This is a genomic window from Actinoplanes sp. NPDC021490 (genome assembly GCF_055562135.1).
The window spans coordinates 89,867-105,812 of sequence record NZ_JBVHFW010000020.1 but is presented as its reverse complement, the minus strand read 5'-3'; the positions used below and the strand labels follow the sequence as shown (position 1 = coordinate 105,812).

Annotated in this window: 18 protein-coding genes and 1 tRNA gene; 12 read left to right on the top strand and 7 right to left on the bottom strand. The window is 70.1% G+C overall.

All coding sequences use genetic code 11. From position 1 onward, the window contains the following. Positions 1-152: 152 nt before the first annotated feature. The 4 genes from ACZ3I4_RS39185 to ACZ3I4_RS39170 all read left to right on the top strand — a co-directional run bounded on the left by ACZ3I4_RS39185 (position 153) and on the right by ACZ3I4_RS39170 (position 1,810). A tRNA-Arg gene (locus ACZ3I4_RS39185) sits at positions 153-224 on the top strand. Positions 225-511: 287 nt separating this feature from the next. Beyond that, positions 512-1,117, top strand: coding sequence for a type IV toxin-antitoxin system AbiEi family antitoxin domain-containing protein (locus ACZ3I4_RS39180; RefSeq protein ID WP_465387179.1), 606 nt, complete (start codon positions 512-514; stop codon positions 1,115-1,117). Continuing rightward, on the top strand, positions 1,114-1,290 hold the full coding sequence (locus ACZ3I4_RS39175) for a hypothetical protein (protein ID WP_465387178.1): 177 nt from the start codon (positions 1,114-1,116) through the stop codon (positions 1,288-1,290). Before ACZ3I4_RS39180 ends, ACZ3I4_RS39175 begins: the two co-directional genes overlap by 4 nt. A gap of 97 nt (positions 1,291-1,387) precedes the next feature. Further along, on the top strand, positions 1,388-1,810 hold the full coding sequence (locus ACZ3I4_RS39170; protein ID WP_465387292.1) for a nucleotidyl transferase AbiEii/AbiGii toxin family protein: 423 nt from the start codon (positions 1,388-1,390) through the stop codon (positions 1,808-1,810). A gap of 80 nt (positions 1,811-1,890) precedes the next feature. On the opposite strand, the gene ACZ3I4_RS39165 is transcribed toward ACZ3I4_RS39170, so the two are convergent. Continuing rightward, positions 1,891-2,706, bottom strand: a complete 816-nt coding sequence (locus tag ACZ3I4_RS39165; RefSeq protein ID WP_465387177.1) for an alpha/beta hydrolase — start codon at positions 2,704-2,706, stop codon at positions 1,891-1,893. A gap of 67 nt (positions 2,707-2,773) precedes the next feature. Between ACZ3I4_RS39165 and ACZ3I4_RS39160 the strand changes: the two genes are divergently transcribed. Then, on the top strand, positions 2,774-3,121 hold the full coding sequence (locus ACZ3I4_RS39160) for a winged helix-turn-helix transcriptional regulator (protein ID WP_465387176.1): 348 nt from the start codon (positions 2,774-2,776) through the stop codon (positions 3,119-3,121). Here the strand turns inward: ACZ3I4_RS39160 and ACZ3I4_RS39155 are convergent. After that, a complete protein-coding gene (locus ACZ3I4_RS39155; RefSeq protein WP_465387175.1) occupies positions 3,099-3,473 on the bottom strand; it encodes a VOC family protein in 375 nt (124 codons plus the stop codon). The two genes, ACZ3I4_RS39160 and ACZ3I4_RS39155, sit on opposite strands and share 23 nt — an antisense overlap. 46 nt (positions 3,474-3,519) lie before the next feature. Beyond that, positions 3,520-4,017 (bottom strand): hypothetical protein, encoded by a 498-nt coding sequence (locus ACZ3I4_RS39150; RefSeq protein WP_465387174.1) that lies wholly within the window; start codon positions 4,015-4,017, stop codon positions 3,520-3,522. A 68-nt stretch (positions 4,018-4,085) separates the two neighbouring features. Between ACZ3I4_RS39150 and ACZ3I4_RS39145 the strand changes: the two genes are divergently transcribed. Next, on the top strand, positions 4,086-5,255 hold the full coding sequence (locus tag ACZ3I4_RS39145) for a serine hydrolase domain-containing protein (protein ID WP_465387173.1): 1,170 nt from the start codon (positions 4,086-4,088) through the stop codon (positions 5,253-5,255). A 53-nt stretch (positions 5,256-5,308) separates the two neighbouring features. Next, complete coding sequence (locus tag ACZ3I4_RS39140; protein WP_465387172.1) at positions 5,309-5,665, top strand: YybH family protein; 357 nt, start codon at positions 5,309-5,311, stop codon at positions 5,663-5,665. Here the strand turns inward: ACZ3I4_RS39140 and ACZ3I4_RS39135 are convergent, their stop codons facing one another. Next, positions 5,666-7,852 (bottom strand): CocE/NonD family hydrolase, encoded by a 2,187-nt coding sequence (locus ACZ3I4_RS39135; RefSeq protein WP_465387171.1) that lies wholly within the window; start codon positions 7,850-7,852, stop codon positions 5,666-5,668. It abuts the gene before it with no gap. A 241-nt stretch (positions 7,853-8,093) separates the two neighbouring features. Between ACZ3I4_RS39135 and ACZ3I4_RS39130 the strand changes: the two genes are divergently transcribed. Continuing rightward, positions 8,094-9,767, top strand: coding sequence for a serine/threonine-protein kinase (locus tag ACZ3I4_RS39130; RefSeq protein WP_465387170.1), 1,674 nt, complete (start codon positions 8,094-8,096; stop codon positions 9,765-9,767). An 8-nt stretch (positions 9,768-9,775) separates the two neighbouring features. On the opposite strand, the gene ACZ3I4_RS39125 is transcribed toward ACZ3I4_RS39130, so the two are convergent. Next, complete coding sequence (locus tag ACZ3I4_RS39125) at positions 9,776-10,747, bottom strand: helix-turn-helix domain-containing protein (RefSeq protein ID WP_465387169.1); 972 nt, start codon at positions 10,745-10,747, stop codon at positions 9,776-9,778. A 138-nt stretch (positions 10,748-10,885) separates the two neighbouring features. Here ACZ3I4_RS39125 and ACZ3I4_RS39120 point away from each other — a divergent pair, with 138 nt between their 5' ends. Continuing rightward, the gene (locus ACZ3I4_RS39120; RefSeq protein ID WP_465387168.1) at positions 10,886-11,197 is read left to right on the top strand and encodes a hypothetical protein; all 312 of its coding nucleotides are present in this window, start codon (positions 10,886-10,888) and stop codon (positions 11,195-11,197) included. Here the strand turns inward: ACZ3I4_RS39120 and ACZ3I4_RS39115 are convergent. Further along, a complete protein-coding gene (locus ACZ3I4_RS39115) occupies positions 11,185-11,961 on the bottom strand; it encodes an isocitrate lyase/PEP mutase family protein (protein ID WP_465387167.1) in 777 nt (258 codons plus the stop codon). The genes ACZ3I4_RS39120 and ACZ3I4_RS39115 overlap by 13 nt on opposite strands. A 70-nt stretch (positions 11,962-12,031) precedes the next feature. On the opposite strand from ACZ3I4_RS39115, the gene ACZ3I4_RS39110 reads away from it, so the two are divergent. From ACZ3I4_RS39110 to ACZ3I4_RS39100, 3 genes are all read left to right on the top strand, one after another. After that, positions 12,032-12,994, top strand: a complete 963-nt coding sequence (locus ACZ3I4_RS39110; protein WP_465387166.1) for an ArsR/SmtB family transcription factor — start codon at positions 12,032-12,034, stop codon at positions 12,992-12,994. Positions 12,995-13,056: 62 nt separating this feature from the next. Beyond that, positions 13,057-13,692 carry an acyl-CoA-like ligand-binding transcription factor gene (locus ACZ3I4_RS39105; protein WP_465387165.1) on the top strand — a complete coding sequence of 212 codons (636 nt, stop codon included), beginning with the start codon at positions 13,057-13,059 and terminating at the stop codon, positions 13,690-13,692. Then, a complete protein-coding gene (locus ACZ3I4_RS39100; protein WP_465387164.1) occupies positions 13,689-15,332 on the top strand; it encodes an MDR family MFS transporter in 1,644 nt (547 codons plus the stop codon). Before ACZ3I4_RS39105 ends, ACZ3I4_RS39100 begins: the two co-directional genes overlap by 4 nt. Before the next feature lie 51 nt (positions 15,333-15,383). On the opposite strand, the gene ACZ3I4_RS39095 is transcribed toward ACZ3I4_RS39100, so the two are convergent. After that, positions 15,384-15,734: an STAS domain-containing protein gene (locus tag ACZ3I4_RS39095; protein ID WP_133874633.1), complete on the bottom strand. Its 351-nt coding sequence runs from the start codon at positions 15,732-15,734 to the stop codon at positions 15,384-15,386. Positions 15,735-15,946 lie beyond the last annotated feature (212 nt).

Below are 15,946 nucleotides of genomic sequence, written 5' to 3'. Positions count from 1 at the left end.
CTGCCCGGGGAGCATAACACCTGAAGTAAAGACGGATTGACGTGCAACTATTGCACCGAGGCGGTCCGCGCGGGCCCGGCCGGGGGACGCCACCCGCCCGGGGATACCGGTTGGCCCGAGCGCGGGACAGCCTGCTACTCTTTCCTCGCTGAGCCCCCGTAGCTCAGGGGATAGAGCGTCGCCCTCCGGAGGCGAAAGCGCAGGTTCGAATCCTGCCGGGGGCACAATTAGGCAGGCGTCGAGTGTCCGCGGAACGCGCGAACCGGCGCCATTGTGCTTTCTGGCCTGGGGCCCGAGCCCCAGACCCCGCGCCGGGGACACCCCGGAGCCCCATCTGACCGCTCACTCAGTGCGTCGAGGTCGGTCCGCACCGGTTCGCGCCCCCTCGCGGGTGGTTCTTTCGGCCCCGCTTGGCCACGTCTGAGCCTCGGCCCGACCGAGCATCCACCCCTCGTCGTGCTTCCGGAGGAAGATGACTACAGACCAGCACGAGGTGTGTAGACTTTCCTCCGTGGTTGACGGGCGCATTTCGCGCATAGACGTCCTTCATCGGCTCCCTGCCACCTTCACGTACTCGGAAGCGCGTCGGGGCGGGCTGTCCGATCGCCAGTTGTACCGCCTGCGAGATGACGGGATCATCGAGACCATCGGCCGGGGCCTGTTCCGCCGCACCGATGTGGACTCCCTCGCCGATGTCGATCTCCTGGAGATCGCTCGTCGGGCACCTCTGGCCACACTATGTCTGACCACTGCGCTGGCGCGACACGGGTTGATCGACGAGATCCCCTCGACGATTGATGCGGCGCTTCCGCGCGGCACCTACCGCCCCGCGGTCCAGGCGCCCGTGACCTGGCACCTTTTCGATCCCGCCACGTTCGAAACAGGACGGACGGTGGTGCCGCTCGACGAGCACGTCACGATCGGACTGTACGACGCGCCCCGGAGCATCATCGATGCCGCACGCATGCGCCACCGGGAAGGCAACGAACTCGTCTACGGGGCGCTACGACGCTGGTTGAGTCGACCGGGGTCCTCGCCATCGGACCTTCTCGCGATGGCCCGCCAATTCCCCCACGCCGAACGGCCACTACGCGAAGCCATGGAGATCCTCCTGTGAACGATCGGCCAACCCGCGCCACTGTCGCGGGCCGGGCATATCTGGACCTGCAGAACCTGGCTCGCCGGACCAAACGGCCGACCGACGAGTTGCATCAGCTCTACGCGCTGGAGGGCTTCCTCGCTCGGCTGGTCGAGTCCGACTACGCGCTCAACTGGCGGCAGCACGCCTGACCTTCCACGTCGACGTCAACGTCGGCGATACGATCTGGCCGGCGCCCCAGCCTGTGATGCTTCCTCGCCTGCTTGATGGCGATATCCGCGTTGTCGGATATCCACTTGCCATGGTGCACGCCGAAAGCTGGTCACCGCGATCCAACGTGGTGCTGCGAACACCCGCTGGCGCGACTTCGTCGACATCTATGCCCTCTCTCGGCGCCACGACATCGACGGTGATGATCTGACATCCGCCATCAAGAAGGTTGCCGAGTACCGCAAGGCGCGACTCGTTCCGCTAGGTGAGGCGTTGGGCGACTACGCGGTCCACGCTCAGCGGCGCTGGGCCGCTTGGCTTCGCAAGCAACGCCTCACTGACCAGGTCCCCGACGACTTCGGCTCGCTCCTCAGTGCGATCGGCGAGTTCGCTGATCCGGCCCTTCAAGACGACGCGACAGATCAGGCCTGGAACGCGGTACGTCTTACGTGGCTCCCGAAATCGCCCTCATCACAGAGAGCCGCCTCCTCCGCCAAATGAGCGTCGCCTTCCAGGGGCGAGAGCGCACAAAGAGCTCCGGTCCTCGGCAGCCCTCCGAGACGGCTGGGCCGCTGCGGAGGTTAATGGAGGTTGTTCAGGAACTTGGTGGTGGCGGCTACGGCCTCGGTCACGTGGGGGTCGCTGTTGTAGAAGTCGGTGTGGCGGGTGCTGTCCAGCCAGAGGGTTTTGTCGGCTTTCATGGCCCGGGCCAAGTCGGGGGAGCAATAGTCGTCGCGGCGGCCGTGGATGATCAGGCTGGGGGGCAACAGCGGGCGGATGGCCAGGACGTCCAAGGTCATCAGGCTGTGCAGGGAACCGCGGGTGACTCGGTTGGTCCAGTTTTCCGGGTGTTTCGAGTAGTACTCGTATGGTTCGTCGCCGGGCATTGCCGCCTCGCCGGTCTCGGCCACCGCGGGCAGGAAGTCGTCGTAGCGGTCGATCATGTCGGTCAAGGCTTTCCGGTACGCGTCGCGGCCCATCTGCTCGGCGAACCATGTGGGGCTGTTGTAGGCGCCGGCGATGCCGGCCGCCGCGATGATGCGCGGGTCGGTGGCGGCGGCGCGCATGGCGTAACCGCCGCCCAGGCAGATGCCGACGACGGCGACCCCGGAAACGCCGGGACGGTTGGTCAAGAAGCTCACCGCGGCGCGCAGGTCGGCCAGTTTGCCCTGGCTGTCCTCGTGTTGCGGACGGCCCTCACTCTCGCCGAAGCCGCGGTGGTCGAAGGCGAGCGTGGTGAATCCCTCGGCCGCGAACAGTTCGGCGTACCGGCCTGTCACCTGTTCTTTCACACCGGTGAAGGGTCCGGTGAGGACGATGGCCCGCGGGCCGGAAGTCTCGTGGAGGACGCCGGAGAGGGCCAGGCCCTCGCTGTGGACAGTCACGCGTTCGGTCACGCCGCGACATTAAGCTGCTACGCGACGGGAGGGCAGAAGGCACTTTCGCGTACCCATGAGGGCTGTCATGGATCTGGTCGTCCCGGACGTGCTCGAGGAAAGCTGCACCACCCGGCAGGCCTTGGAGCGTCTGTCCGCGAAATGGCGGGTGCTGCTGATCTATTCGCTGATGGCGGGGCCGCAGCGCCCGGCTGAGCTGCGGCGGCGGGTGCCGGGCATCACGCAGAAGATGCTGACCGAGACGCTGCGGGGCATGGAGGCCGACGGGCTGGTCGAGCGCCGGGTGATGAAGCACACCGCGCCGCAGCATGTCGAATACGGGCTGACCGAGCTCGGGTGCACGCTGCGGGAACCGCTCGCCGCGATCTGCGACTGGGCCGCACGGCACCCGGTCAGGCCGGCTCCCGTCGACTGATCTTGAGGAGCAGACCTTCCGGCGTACGTACGTGGAGCTGGTCGCCGTAATGGCGGTCGTGGGCCAGCCCGACGGCTGGGAAACCGGCGCCGTGCAGGTGCGCCTCGAGCTCGGCCAGCGGCATCGACGCGTCGAACGTGAGCTCGATCGTGTCTTCGCCGCGTTCGCGGTCGGGCGGACGTGACAGCAGTCGGATCTGGATCGTGCCGAGCTGCATGAGCACCCAGTCGCTGTCGTCGCCGCCGTGGACCACCTCGGCGCCGAGCAGCCGGTAGAACGCGATCGAGGCGGCCAGGTCGGCCACATGCAGCATCGGGCGCAGCAGCAGCCCCGGATCCGTTCGCGTCACCATCTCGGCCCACCGCCTCTGTCACTTGAGTTGCCGATGAGTCAACGACTCAGTCGTTCAACTGGGTGTGCTCGATCTCGGACAGGGCCGCGGTGAGAATCGCTTCCGGCGTACGCCCGGCGGGCCGATCAGCGCCCGCCGGAACACCGAGCAGGTCGGCCAGCAGCAGCGCGGCGTGCCGGGCCAGCGCGTCGGGCTTGGGGACGTCGGCCGAATCCTCGTCGAGCACGCCCAGGGCGCCCGCCAGCAGATAGAGCACCACATGCGGGTCGGTGCCGGGATGCCACACGGCGGACGAGCGGACGCACCTCTGGAGAATCTCGCGCACGGCATCGCCGTCGAGACCGTCGGGGTGGGTCTGCTCGAGCAGCAGGCGGACGGCCGTGCCGAGGATCAGCCCGGTCTGCGCGGGATCGAGGGCGGCCAGCTCGGCCGTGGCCGCGTCGAGCGCCTCGGCGTCGTGCGCCCGCGCCGCCGCCACCGCCGTGGTGGCCGCGGCCGCGATCGGCCGGGCCGGTGCCGGCAGATGCCGCCAGTTCTGATTCATGGCCAGACCTTAACCATGGCCTCCGACAGGAACGGAAAATGTCAGGGGGTAGTGGCAGGCTCATCCCCATGTCGAGTCAGCTCAGGCAAGCCATGGCCGCGCGCGTCGAGCGCGGTGAGTTCCCCGGCCTCGTGGCGCTGGTCGCCCGCGACGACGACGTGCTGGTCGAGACGATCGGGGTCACCGAGTTCGGCGGTGACGTGCCGATACGACGCGACACGCCCTTCCGCATCACCTCGATGACCAAGCCGGTGCTGGCCGCCGTCACGATGATGCTGGCCGAGGACGACGTGCTCGACCTCGAGCAGCCGGTGGCCCATTTCCTGCCCGAGCTGGCCGGTCAGCGGGTTCTGGCCCGGCCCGACGCTCCTCTCGACGAGACTCTTCCCGCCGTACGCCCCGTGACGGTCGAAGACCTGCTCACCTTCACACTCGGCTTCGGCCACGTGCTCGGGCCCGACGGCAGTGTCGATCCACCCTTCCCGATCGTCGAAGCCTGGCGCGACCTCGGTCTGCGGCTGGCCGAGCCCGAGCCCCGCAGCACGCTCGAGCCCGACGAGTGGATCCGCCGGTTCGGCTCGCTGCCGTTGATCCACCAGCCGGGCGAGACATGGATGTACAACACGGGCACCCTGGTGCTCGGCGTCCTGCTGGCCCGAGCGGCCGGCCGGCCGCTCGGCGACCTCCTGCACGAGCGCGTCTTCGCTCCGCTCGGCATGACCAGCACCGGTTTCTGGCTGCCGGCCGAGCGCATAGCGCAGCTGCCCCCGCATTACCTGGGCGAGGACGGGCGGCTGTCCCGGCCGCCGGGCGAGCCGCCCGAGGCGTGGACCAGGCCGCCGGTCTTCCCGAGCGGGTCGGCCGGCCTGCTCTCCACCGCCGACGACTATCTGGCCTTCGCGCGCATGCTTCTGCACGGCGGTGTCCACGGCGGCACTCGGCTGATGTCCGAGAAGTCGGTCGCGGCGATGACCACCAACCACCTGACGCCCGAGCTGATCGAGAGCGGCGGGTTCTTCCTCGGCGGCTCGGGTTGGGGTTACGGTCTCGCCGTCACCGTCAAGGACGACGAGCTGGGCGGAGCGGGACGTTACGGGTGGGCCGGCGGATACGGCACGGACTGGTTCACCGACCCGCACGAGGGGCTGATCTTCATCGTGCTCAGCCAGGTCAGCGACCTGCTGTGGAACGGGGCAGTGACCGAGTTCGGCAAGCTGGCGTATTCCGAAGGTCTGTAGGTTCGACACGGGCCCCGGCCAACGGCTGGGCGGGGCCGGCCTGGGGAGGCTCGATGACCAGTCTCGACGCGGTGACGGCGTGGGTCGCCAACTACCGCAAGGCGTGGGAGTCCAACGATCCGCGCCACATCGCCGATCTGTTCGCCGAGGACGCGGCGTATTTCACCGAACCGTTCGCAAAACCGTGGCTCGGCCGCGAGGCGATCGTCGAGCAATGGTTGAAGATCAAAGACGAACCGGGAAGTACGACGTTCGAGTGGCATCCGCTGATCGTCACCGAGGATCTCGCGATCATCGAGGCGAAGACGATCTATCCGGAGGACACGTACAGCAATTTGTGGGTCCTCCGGCTCGACAATCTCGGCCAGGCGCGCCAATTCACCGAATGGTGGATGAAACACCCGGCTTGATCAATTAGTGGCCGCCACCGGCAGCACGAGACGCGATTCGGCACAGTGGACGATGTGTTCCTGCCGCCGGAGCGCGTGTTCCCCGGCGGGAGCGTCCGGCGTGCCCAGGTTGCGGGCGAAACGCGGGAACGACCCGCCGGACACCTGCACGCGCAGCCGGTGGCCGGCCGCGAGCCGGTGGAAACACGGGTCGAGCGTGAGCGACAGCCGCTGAACCTGCCCGGCCGGCACCGAGGGGTCGAGCCGCAGCATGCAGTCGGCGAAGTTCCGCGAGTGCCCACGTTTGTCCACGTCACAGAGCCGCACGAAGACGTCCGCAAATTCCGGCTCGACCGCCATGGCCAGCTCCAGCACCGGCGCTCCGATCACGTCGACCGCCGTCGGCAACGCATCGGTCGTAAAGGTCAGCACATCGGCGCGGGCCTCGAGCGCCCGGTTGTCCTTGACCCCCATCGACCCGGTGAGCGTCCGGCCGCCCACGGTCGGCGTCGGATCCGCGGGGTCATACCAGAAACTCACCGTCGTGCCCGCCGAAGCCGCCCCGTCGCCAACAGGTGCGGAGGACTCGCCGCCACGTGATGCACCGGCGTCACCTGACAGCGGCGAGGTGAAAAGCGCGCTGCTCAGCGAGGCGTCAGCTGACAGCGGCGCAGCGGAGGACGCGCTGCCCGGCGAGGCGCCGGCCTGGGCTGACAACGGCGATGCGGAAGACTCGCCGCCCACCGAGGCACCGGCGCCAGCCGACAACGGCGCCGCAGAGGACGCACCGCTCAGCGCGGCGTCGGCGTCGGCGTCGGAGGACAGCGGCGCGGCGGAGAGTGCACGGGTGGGCGAAGAGCCGGCGTCGGCGGACGACGGCGAGATGGAGGACGCACTGCCCAGCGAGGCACCGGCGTCGGCGGACAACGGCGCGGCAGAGAGTGCACTGGCGGGTGAAGAGGCCGCGTCGGCGGACGGCGGCGCGGTGGAGAGTGAAGAGCCGGCGTCGGCGGGCGGCGGGGCGCTGCCGGGTGAGCCTGCGGACTGGGCGGTGGCTGGTGTGACGTGGGGATCGCCGCTGGAAGGTGTTGCGGGGGCGGGGCCGGCCAAGAGGGTCAGCGTTCGGTTGGCGTGCAGCTGGAAGACCGCCGGAGCCGAGGGCGGCGGCCAGGCGGCCAGGCCGTGCCAGCGGCGTTCGCCGGTTCGGTAGACGCGGACCGGGGATCGGCGGCTTGCCGGGCCGTCGGCCATGTGCTGGTCGAGCCAGGCCAGGCTTTCCCGGGCCAGCGTCATCGCGCCCTGCAGGCCCAGTTGCATGTGGGTCCACGGGCCGACCGTCAGGCCCACGTCGACGCCGCGGGCGTGCAGGGTCTCGTACTGCTGCAGGGACTGGTCGAGGAACAGGTCCTGCCAGCCGCTGATGATCAGGACGGGGGTGTCGACCCGGCTCAGGGCGTCTCCGGCCCGGTAGGGCAGCCACCACGGGTCGTCGCCGTCGGGATGGGTCAGCCACTCGCGGTACCAGGGGGCGCGCCCGCGCAGCACCGGGTCGGCCGCCTCGGCCAGGGGCACGCCCTCGAGCGCGGGACGCAGGCGACGGCCGGCCGACGCGCCGTTGAGCACGCGGCGCAGCAGGCCGCCGTCCTCCTGACGGGCGATCATGTCGCTCCAGCCGAGGAAGTCGCCGACCGTGAAAGCGCCCGTGCCGAAGACCGCCTCGCGGAAGTCGTGCGGACCGACATAAACGACGGCGGTTCGCAATTCGGGCGGCGGGTCCTGCATCATCGTCCACTGTGCCCAGCCCAGGTAGGACGCGCCCAGGGTGGCCAGGCGCCCGTCGAACCAGGGCTGTTGGCGCAGCCAGGCCACGGTGTCGAGGCCGTCGTCGGCTTCCTGGGCCATCGGCACGAATTGGCCGCCCGACCCGAACGTCCCGCGGACGCTCTGGATGATCACGTGGTAGCCGCGCGCCGCGAACAGCCGCCCGTTCAGAGCCGAAGCCGGAAACCCTCGCCCGTACGGGGTGCGCATCAGCACGGTTCCCCGCGGACGGGCCGTCACCGGAGCGTAGTGATCACCGACCAGCACCACGCCGTCGCGCATCGGGGTGCGCGCGGTCGCCAGCACGTAGTCGTTCGCCGCCGGGCCCCGACGCAGGAGGCGCGAGAACGCCGCGTCGGCGAGTCGCTGCCGGATCGAGTTGGCCATACCGCTCCTTGATCAAATGCACGGGTGCGCAAAGAACACGAACGAGCTAACAAAACGGACACGAGCGGGGCGAGCAAGCAGGCACAACGGGGCCAGCAAAACGGGCACAAGCGGACGAGCAAAGCGGATCCATGCGGACGATCAAAGTGACGCGAACAAACAATGCCCGAATGTGAATGCGAGCGCGATTCGAACCGTACTCGGATGTGCGAATTCGCCTCCGGGTTGGCAGACTGCCACGGTGGAAGTTCGGCAGGCACTCGGTGGCCGCTACACATTGCTGAGCGAGCTCGGCAATGGCGGCATGGCCGTGGTGTGGCGTGCGCGCGACGAGGTGCTCGGCCGCCCGGTCGCGGTCAAGGTGCTCGCGGGCCGGTTCGCCGGTGATCCGCAGTCGCGCGCCCGCATCCGCGACGAGGCCCGGGCCGCCGCCACCCTCTCGCATCCGAACATCGCCCAGGTCTACGACTACGGCGAGGCCGACGACCTGCCGTACGTGGTGATGGAGCTGGTCAACGGGCCGACGCTGCAGCAGCGGATGTCGTCCGGGCCGCTGCCGCCGCGCACGATCTTCCGCATCTGCGGCGAGGTGGCGGCCGCGCTCGCCGTCGCCCACGAGGACGGCCTGGTCCATCGCGACATCAAGATGGCCAACATCATGATCGCGCCGTCCGGTGTCAAGGTGGTGGATTTCGGCATCGCCGCCGTGGCCGGTCCCGCCGCCCCGGAGGATGTGCTGGTCGGCACCCCGGCCTATCTCGCGCCGGAACGTCTGACCGGCGACGCGGTCGAGCCGGCGTCCGACGTCTACGCGCTCGGCGTGCTGCTCTATCGGCTGCTGGCCCACGAGTCGCCGTGGAGTGTGGAGAGCACCACCCAGATGCTGCAGGCCCACGTCTATGTGGAGCCCGAGCCGCTGCCGGATCTGCCGGGCGTGCCCGCCACGGTGGCCGACCTGATCCACGAGTGCCTGCGCAAGAATCCGGCCGACCGTCCTAGCGCGGCCCAGGTGTCGGCCACGCTGGCCGACGCGGCCGAGGCCGCCGCGGTGCTGGATCCCGTACGCGATGACAACCAGCCGTCGGCGTTCCGCGTGCCCCGGCCCGCCCCGCCGCCGACTGAGCCCCCGCGCTACGCCGCCACACCGGCCGGCACGGTGCGCAACACCGCCCCGCCGGCCGGGGGCGGAAACAACGACGGACCGGCGGCGCGGGGCACCATGAGCGGCGAACATGCTCGCAACTCGGCCTGGCCGGCCACCATGACCGACGGTCCGGCGCACGCGTCGAGGCGGCGGCCCAGTGCGGCCGGCAGCTGGTCCGGCGTACGGCGGAAACATGCCTTGGCCGCCGGGGCCGCCGCCCTCGCAATCGCCATCGCCGTCGTGCTGCTGGTCTGGCTGGCCGACGACCCGGACGCGGCCGACCGGCAGCGCACCGTCGTCGCGCCGCCCTCGATCGCCCCCACCGCGACCAGCGCGGGAGCGTCCCCGTCGCCCTCCGCGCGCGGCAACGCAACCGTTCCGGCCACCACCGGCGTGCCCGGGCCGGGACCGGTCGCCGGCCGCAGTGGTTCGGCGCCCCCGGCCGTGGCCCCCACCGGTTCGGCGGCGGCCTCCCCCACGGTGACCAGCGCACCGGTCGTGCCCAGCGCCTCGATCGACGTGACACCCTCGACGTATGTGCCCCCGCCGGGCCGCAGGCTGGAGTCGCCCGGCGGCGCCGCGTTCGCGGTCTGCGAGCAGGGCAAGGCATCGCTGACCGGCTTCGAGCCGGCCGACGGCTTCACCGCGCAGCCGATCGAGCCGGGTCCGGCGTTGACCGCGCGGGTGCTGTTCAGCGCGGCCAAGGCGAAATATCGGATGGCCGTGACGTGCGTCGGGAAGACCCCCACGCCGGTCGTGCTGCCGCTCTGAGCGAAACTTCAGCCGCGCAGGGTCTCGCTCGGCGGGCGCCCGTATTCGGTGCGGTATTCGGCGGCGAACCGGCCCAGGTTGGCGAAACCCCATCGCCGGGCCACCTCTTGCACGGTCACGCCGTCGTGCGGGTGGCCGGCCAGCAGTTCCCGGTGCACCCGATCCAGCCGTACGCGTCGCAGATAGGTGATCGGCGTGACCTCGAGATGCCGGCGGAACGCGGTCTGCAGCCCCCGAATGCCGACGCCGGCCGCCGCCGCGATCTCGCCCACGGTCATCGGCCTCTCCGGGTGCTCCTCGATGAAGGCGGTCGCGCGGCGCAGCACGGCCGGGGCCACGTGACCGCCGTCGCCGACGTGCGACGAGGTCATGGCCGAGTTCGGGAACACCGCGATCACCGTGGACGCCAGGAGGCGTACGAGCTGGTCGGTCACCAACATCGGCGGCTCGGAGCCGGGCGTGCTCAGCTGGCGCCACACGAAGTCGGCGGTCTGCACCCAGAGGCGGCGCATCTCCTCCGAGACCGGCGTCATGCCGTGGAAGCGCAACTCGTCGGCGGGGTGGCCGGTGACGGTCGCAGCCACATCGGCGGCCAGGCCGAAGGGGAGCCGCAGCAACACGAACGTGGAATCGCCGTACTCGCCCGACGTCGGCGCCGCGACCGGGAAGAGCACACCCTGCATGCGGCGCACCGCGATGGTCTCGCCCCGGGACTGGATGCGGGCGCCACCCTCGGCCACGAACCCGGCCAGCAGGAAGGGCATCGGGTCGGCCTGGGACTGGTAGCGGACACCACCGAACCGGATCAGGGCGGTGTCGATGTCGCCGTACCGGCTCTCGTGAATCCGCAGGTCGACCGCGGACGGATCGCTGAAGGAGATGCTGGCCCGGTGCGCGGCGACGCGGTTGATCGCCTCGGCGGCGACGTCACGGTCCTGGGTGCGTACGTCCAATCGCTCCGGCTTTGTTGCAAGTGCCATCTGAACCCCTTCGCCGTGCATAGGCGGAGCGGCACGACTACCCCAGGATGGCAGACCGGACACTGTGGATCATCCACGACCGCTGCGATCCGTGGCACGCTGCGATTACCCGGAACCGTTGATGGGAAGGGGAACTCCATGACTAGGGACAACGTGAACACCGAGGCGGCCGAGGGCGATCGCGACCGCCGATTCCACGGCGGCGCCCCCGCCCACCTCGACGACGACGAACTGGCCCGCCGCACCGAGGCCGAACGGGCCGAGGCCGGGGTGACCGACTACGACCGGGCCGAGGTGCCGCCGGCCACCGACGACCCGGTGCCCTACGACCCGGACACCGACCTCGACGAGCAGGACATCGAGAGCGTCACCGCACGGCAGGAGGCGGAGGGCGAGACCGCGCCCCTGACCGAGGACAACCCGTTCCCGCCCACCCGCTACGCCGAATAATCCTTCATCAGATCGTTCAGCCAGCCGTAGTCCAGCGCATCGGCGACGGCGGCGTACGTGCCGGTGGTCAGCGCCTCCTCGGCGGCGCGACGGGCCACCGCGTACGCCGCCTCGGCCACGACCGATCCGAGGCTGACCCGCGCCACGCCCAGGGCGGCGAACTCGGCCACGGCCGGCCCGTCCGCCCGCACGAGCACGTTCAGCGGCGCCGGGATCTTGGCCGCGAGCGTCCCGACCGTGCCCGGGTCGACCACGCCCGGCACGAAGATCCCGTCCGCGCCCGCCTCCAGATACGCCGCGGCCCGGGCCACGACCTCGTCGATCTCGCCGGCCCCGCGCAGATAGGCGTCGAGCCGCGCGTTGATGAACAGTTCCGGCCCGGCCGCCGCCCGGGCCGCCGCCAGCCGGGCGCTCTGCTCCTCGACGCCCCGGGCGCCGTCCTCGATGTTGACCCCGGCCGCGCCCGCCTCGACCACCGCGCGCACGGTCGCCGCGACCTCGTCCGGGGTGGTTCCGCCGGATTCGATGTCGGCCGTGACCGGCACGCTCACCGCCCGGACGACCCGGCGGACCAGGGCGACGGCGTCGTCCCGGCTGAGCGCATCCCCGTCCGGTGCGCCCAGACTCCATGCGACGCCCGCGCTGGTGGTGGCCACGGCTCGCGACCCGGCCCGTTCGGCGATCCGCGCACTGGCCGCGTCCCACGCGTTGACCAGCACCAGAGGCTTACCCGGGATGTGCAGAGAGCGGAAGTTTTCGTTCACCCGCACAGTCTTCGCGGGGCTCCCCGCAGGCCGTAAGGTTTGAGCCCCAGCTAAATCCACGGAGCCGGAATTGGTCTCGATCGCCCTCTCGGCCGCGTCCGCCACCCGCATCCGTTTCGCGGTGTCGTGCCTGTGGGAAACCGTGGCCGCCGTACGCATCCTGCGCTCCCCCGGCGTGCCCGCGATCTACCGCCCGTGGGCGTCCGGCGTCACCCTTCCGGCCGGCGGCCTGCTCGCTTGCCTGGTCGCTCCGGCCGGCTCCTACACTCCCGACTTCCTCACCCCGGCGCCGTCGGGTCTGACCGCCGACCTTCGCGCCGAGTTGTCGGCACTGCGAGCGACACCTGCGAAGACCGTTCGCGCCCACCTCGACCTGTTGCCCCGGGTTCGCGCCGCAGCGATCGGCGTCCTCTACGACGACCCCGCCGCGGGTCTGGCCACCCTCTCCGACGAGATCGACGATTTCTGGTCCATCGCCATAGCTCCGCGGTGGCCCCGCATGAAGGCCCTGCTCGACGCCGAGGTCCACCGCCGGGCCCAGCGGCTGGCCACGGCCGGCGCCGAGGGCGTCCTGGCCGACCTGCATCCGGCGGTCACCTGGCGGGAGGGCGTCCTGCATGTCGATCAGCCGCACTGCACGGCTCCCGATGTGCCCACCGGCTCCGGCCTGGTCCTGGTTCCGTCGGTCTTCGTCTGGCCGTCGGTGATGAGTGTCTCGGCCGGCCCGGTGCCGCAGCTGGCCTATCCCGCCTCCGGCGTGGCGACGCTGTGGGAGCAGGCGGCCACCGTTCCGGACGCCCTGGCCGCGCTGATCGGCCGGGGCCGGGCCCGCCTGCTGTCCGAGCTGACGTCTCCGCTGTCGACGACCGAGCTCTCGCACCGGCTGGGCATGACTCCGGGCGGCGTCTCGCAGCATCTGGCCACGCTGCGAGCGGCCGGTCTGGTGATCGCCCACCGCGAGGGCCGTGCGGTCCTGAACACGCGAACGGCCGCCGCCACGGCCCTGCTCACGGCGGCGGGCGCGGTCCCGTAACCCACATCACTGCAGTCGATAAAAGATTGCAGAGGCTGCAACTTCGGGCCTAGCCTGCTCCCGTGGAGAGTTCAGCGACCGAGGCCGTCCCCGGCCGGCGGGACCGGAAGAAGCAGCAGACCCGGGCCGCGCTGGTGGCGGCGGCCCTGCGGCTGGTCGACGAGCGCGGGCGCGACCATGTGACGGTCGAGGAGATCTCCGAGGCGGCCGACGTGTCGCCGCGTACGTTCTTCAACTACTTCGCGACCAAGGACGACGCTCTGCTCGGCGGGCCGCTTCCGGACGGGCCCTCGATCCACGATCGGCTGCTCGCCGTGCCCGACGGGGTGCCGCTCGTCGGGGCCCTGTTCGAGGCCATGAAGCCGGACATCGCGCAGATTCAGGCCGAGCGGGAGGTCTGGCTGCTGCGGCTCCGCGTGATCAAGAGCAATCCTTCGCTGCTGCCGATCCTCATCGCGCGCGGGGAGTGCGCCGAGGAGGAGACCGTCGCCGCGGTCGCCGCGCGTACGGGGATTGCCTCGGACAACCTGTTTCCGCAGCTCGTCGCCACAACGGTGGGCGCCGTCTTCCGCACTTCGATGATGCGGTGGGCCGCCGACGACGACCGCGAGCTCCTCGACCTCGTACGCGAGGCCTTCGACATTCTCGGCTCCGGGCTGACCGAGCCGGCACCTACTCACGAGGAAGTCACCCGATGACACTCACCAGTCCGTCCGACGGGCCGGAATCCGTCGTCGCCGAGGACGCCGTCGCGCTGAGCGGCTCGCCCTTGCCCGCCGAGTCCGCCGACGAGAGCGCCGCGCCGGCCAAGATGTCGCGGCGCGAGGTCGTTCAGGCGCTGTCCGGCCTGATGCTCGGCATGTTCGTGGCGATCCTGGCCTCGACCGTCGTCTCCAACGCGCTTCCCCGGATCATCGCCGACCTCGACGGCAGCCAGTCCGTCTACACCTGGATCGTCACCACCGAGCTCCTGGCGATGACGGCCACCGTCCCGCTGTGGGGCAAGCTGGCCGACCTCTACAACAAGAAGCTGCTGATCCAGATCTCGCTGATGCTGTTCGTGGCGGGCTCGCTGATCGCCGGGTTCACCCCCGACGTCGGCGTGCTGATCGTCAGCCGCGTGGTGCAGGGCATCGGCGCGGGCGGCATGACCGCGCTGGCCACCATCGTCCTGGCGGCGATCATCCCGCCGCGCGAGATGGGCCGCTACTCCGGCATGTTCGGCGCGGTCTTCGGTGTCGCGACCATCGCCGGCCCGCTGATCGGCGGCGTCATGGTCGACACCTCGTGGCTGGGCTGGCGCTGGTGCTTCTTCATCGGGGTCCCGTTCTCGATCGCCGCGATCGCCCTTCTGCAGAAGACCCTCCACCTTCCCTCCGTACGCCGGAAGGGTGTGAAGATCGACTGGCTCGGCGCGTTCCTGATCACGGCCGGCGTGAGCACGCTGCTGATCTGGTCGACGCTGGCCGGTCAGCACTTCGACTGGGCGTCCTGGGAGACGGCGGCGTTCGTGGCCGGCGGCGTCGTGCTGCTGGCCCTGGCGGTGTGGGTCGAGTCGCGGGCCGCGGAGCCGATCATCCCGCTCGGCCTCTTCCGCAACCGCACCGTGACCCTGACGATCATCGCCAGCGTGCTGGTCGGCGTGGCGATGTTCGGCGGCACCGTGTTCCTGTCGCAGTACTTCCAGGTTGCGCTGGGTAAGTCCCCGACGGTCGCCGGCTTGATGAGCCTGCCGATGATTTTCGGTCTGCTGGTCTCCTCGATTGTCGCCGGAGCGCTCATCACGAAGTTCGGCCGATGGAAGATCTTCCTGGTCGCGGGGGCCGTCATCATGACGGTCGGGATGCTGCTGCTGAGCACGATCGGCGCGGGCACGAGCGTGCTGGTGCTGTCGCTGCACATGGCCGTGCTGGGCATCGGCGTCGGCATGCTGATGCAGAACCTGGTGCTGGCCGCGCAGAACGACGTGCCCGCGGCCGAGCTGGGCGCGGCCACCTCGACGCTGACCTTCTTCCGCAGCATGGGCGGCGCTATCGGCGTGAGCGCCCTGGGCGCCGTGCTGGCCAGCAAGGTCACGTCGTTGACGGCCGAGAAGCTGGGTAGAGCCGCGGCGTCCGGCCGCACCTCCGAGGTGCCCGACCTGAGCACCCTGCCACCGCAGGTGCTCGACGTGATCAAGGACATCTACGGCACCGCGACCGCCGAGCTGTTCCTGGTCGGCGCGCCGATCGCGTTCCTGGCGATCATCGCGGTGCTGTTCATCAAGGAGAAGCCGCTGTCCGACCTGAGCGGCGACGAGCGTCGCGCCCGGGAGGAAGCGGCACTGAACGTGCACTGAGAACGGACATCTGAGCGGCTGCCCCGGGATCGGGGTGGCCGCTCAGCCGTTTCAGTGGAGGTTGACCGACGTGCGCGGCGACGGGGGCTCGGCGCAACCCAGCAGGCCGACCAGGCCCGAGACCCAGAGCTGGCGATAGACCGTCGGGCTGGGGTGGCTGACCACCAGCTTGATGCCGCTGGCGGCGGCGGTATGGAAGCAGGCGACCAGGATGCCGATCCCGATGCTGTCGATCAGCATCACCCGCTGGAGGTCGAGGCAGATCTTGCCCGGCGTGGAACTGGTGAGCACATCGTTCACCGCATCCCGCATCACGTGGGCATTGTCGAGATCAATCTCCCCACTGGGTGCGATCTCGACGGTGCCATCGGCCAACTGGCGCGTAGTGATCGGCAGATACACGGCTGCCCTCTTCCTGGCATCGAGCGGGCCGACGCCGACTTCCGCGAGGAGAACACCGCCGGCCCCAGACAGGCTCTGACAGGTATCCGACGCCCCGCCCGGGCGCCTCTCCAACCGCGTTCCTACAACAATCCGCTGGTCTGCAAGTTACGCCACGTAGGCGCGGAACGCCAGAGTAGTTCATATGGCCTGAATGTGCTGGAACGGTCAGC

Excerpts from the sequence above, each read along its gene's own strand:
- ACZ3I4_RS39150 (WP_465387174.1), bottom strand. The coding sequence starts at position 4,017 with ATGAATCAGAACTGGCGGCATCTGCCGGCACCGGCCCGGCCGATCGCG.
- ACZ3I4_RS39155 (WP_465387175.1), bottom strand. The coding sequence starts at position 3,473 with ATGGTGACGCGAACGGATCCGGGGCTGCTGCTGCGCCCGATGCTGCAT.
- ACZ3I4_RS39135 (WP_465387171.1), bottom strand. The coding sequence starts at position 7,852 with ATGGCCAACTCGATCCGGCAGCGACTCGCCGACGCGGCGTTCTCGCGC.
- ACZ3I4_RS39140 (WP_465387172.1), top strand. The coding sequence starts at position 5,309 with ATGACCAGTCTCGACGCGGTGACGGCGTGGGTCGCCAACTACCGCAAG.
- ACZ3I4_RS39100 (WP_465387164.1), top strand. The coding sequence starts at position 13,689 with ATGACACTCACCAGTCCGTCCGACGGGCCGGAATCCGTCGTCGCCGAG.
- ACZ3I4_RS39160 (WP_465387176.1), top strand. The coding sequence starts at position 2,774 with ATGGATCTGGTCGTCCCGGACGTGCTCGAGGAAAGCTGCACCACCCGG.
- ACZ3I4_RS39120 (WP_465387168.1), top strand. The coding sequence starts at position 10,886 with ATGACTAGGGACAACGTGAACACCGAGGCGGCCGAGGGCGATCGCGAC.
- ACZ3I4_RS39145 (WP_465387173.1), top strand. The coding sequence starts at position 4,086 with ATGTCGAGTCAGCTCAGGCAAGCCATGGCCGCGCGCGTCGAGCGCGGT.
- ACZ3I4_RS39125 (WP_465387169.1), bottom strand. The coding sequence starts at position 10,747 with ATGGCACTTGCAACAAAGCCGGAGCGATTGGACGTACGCACCCAGGAC.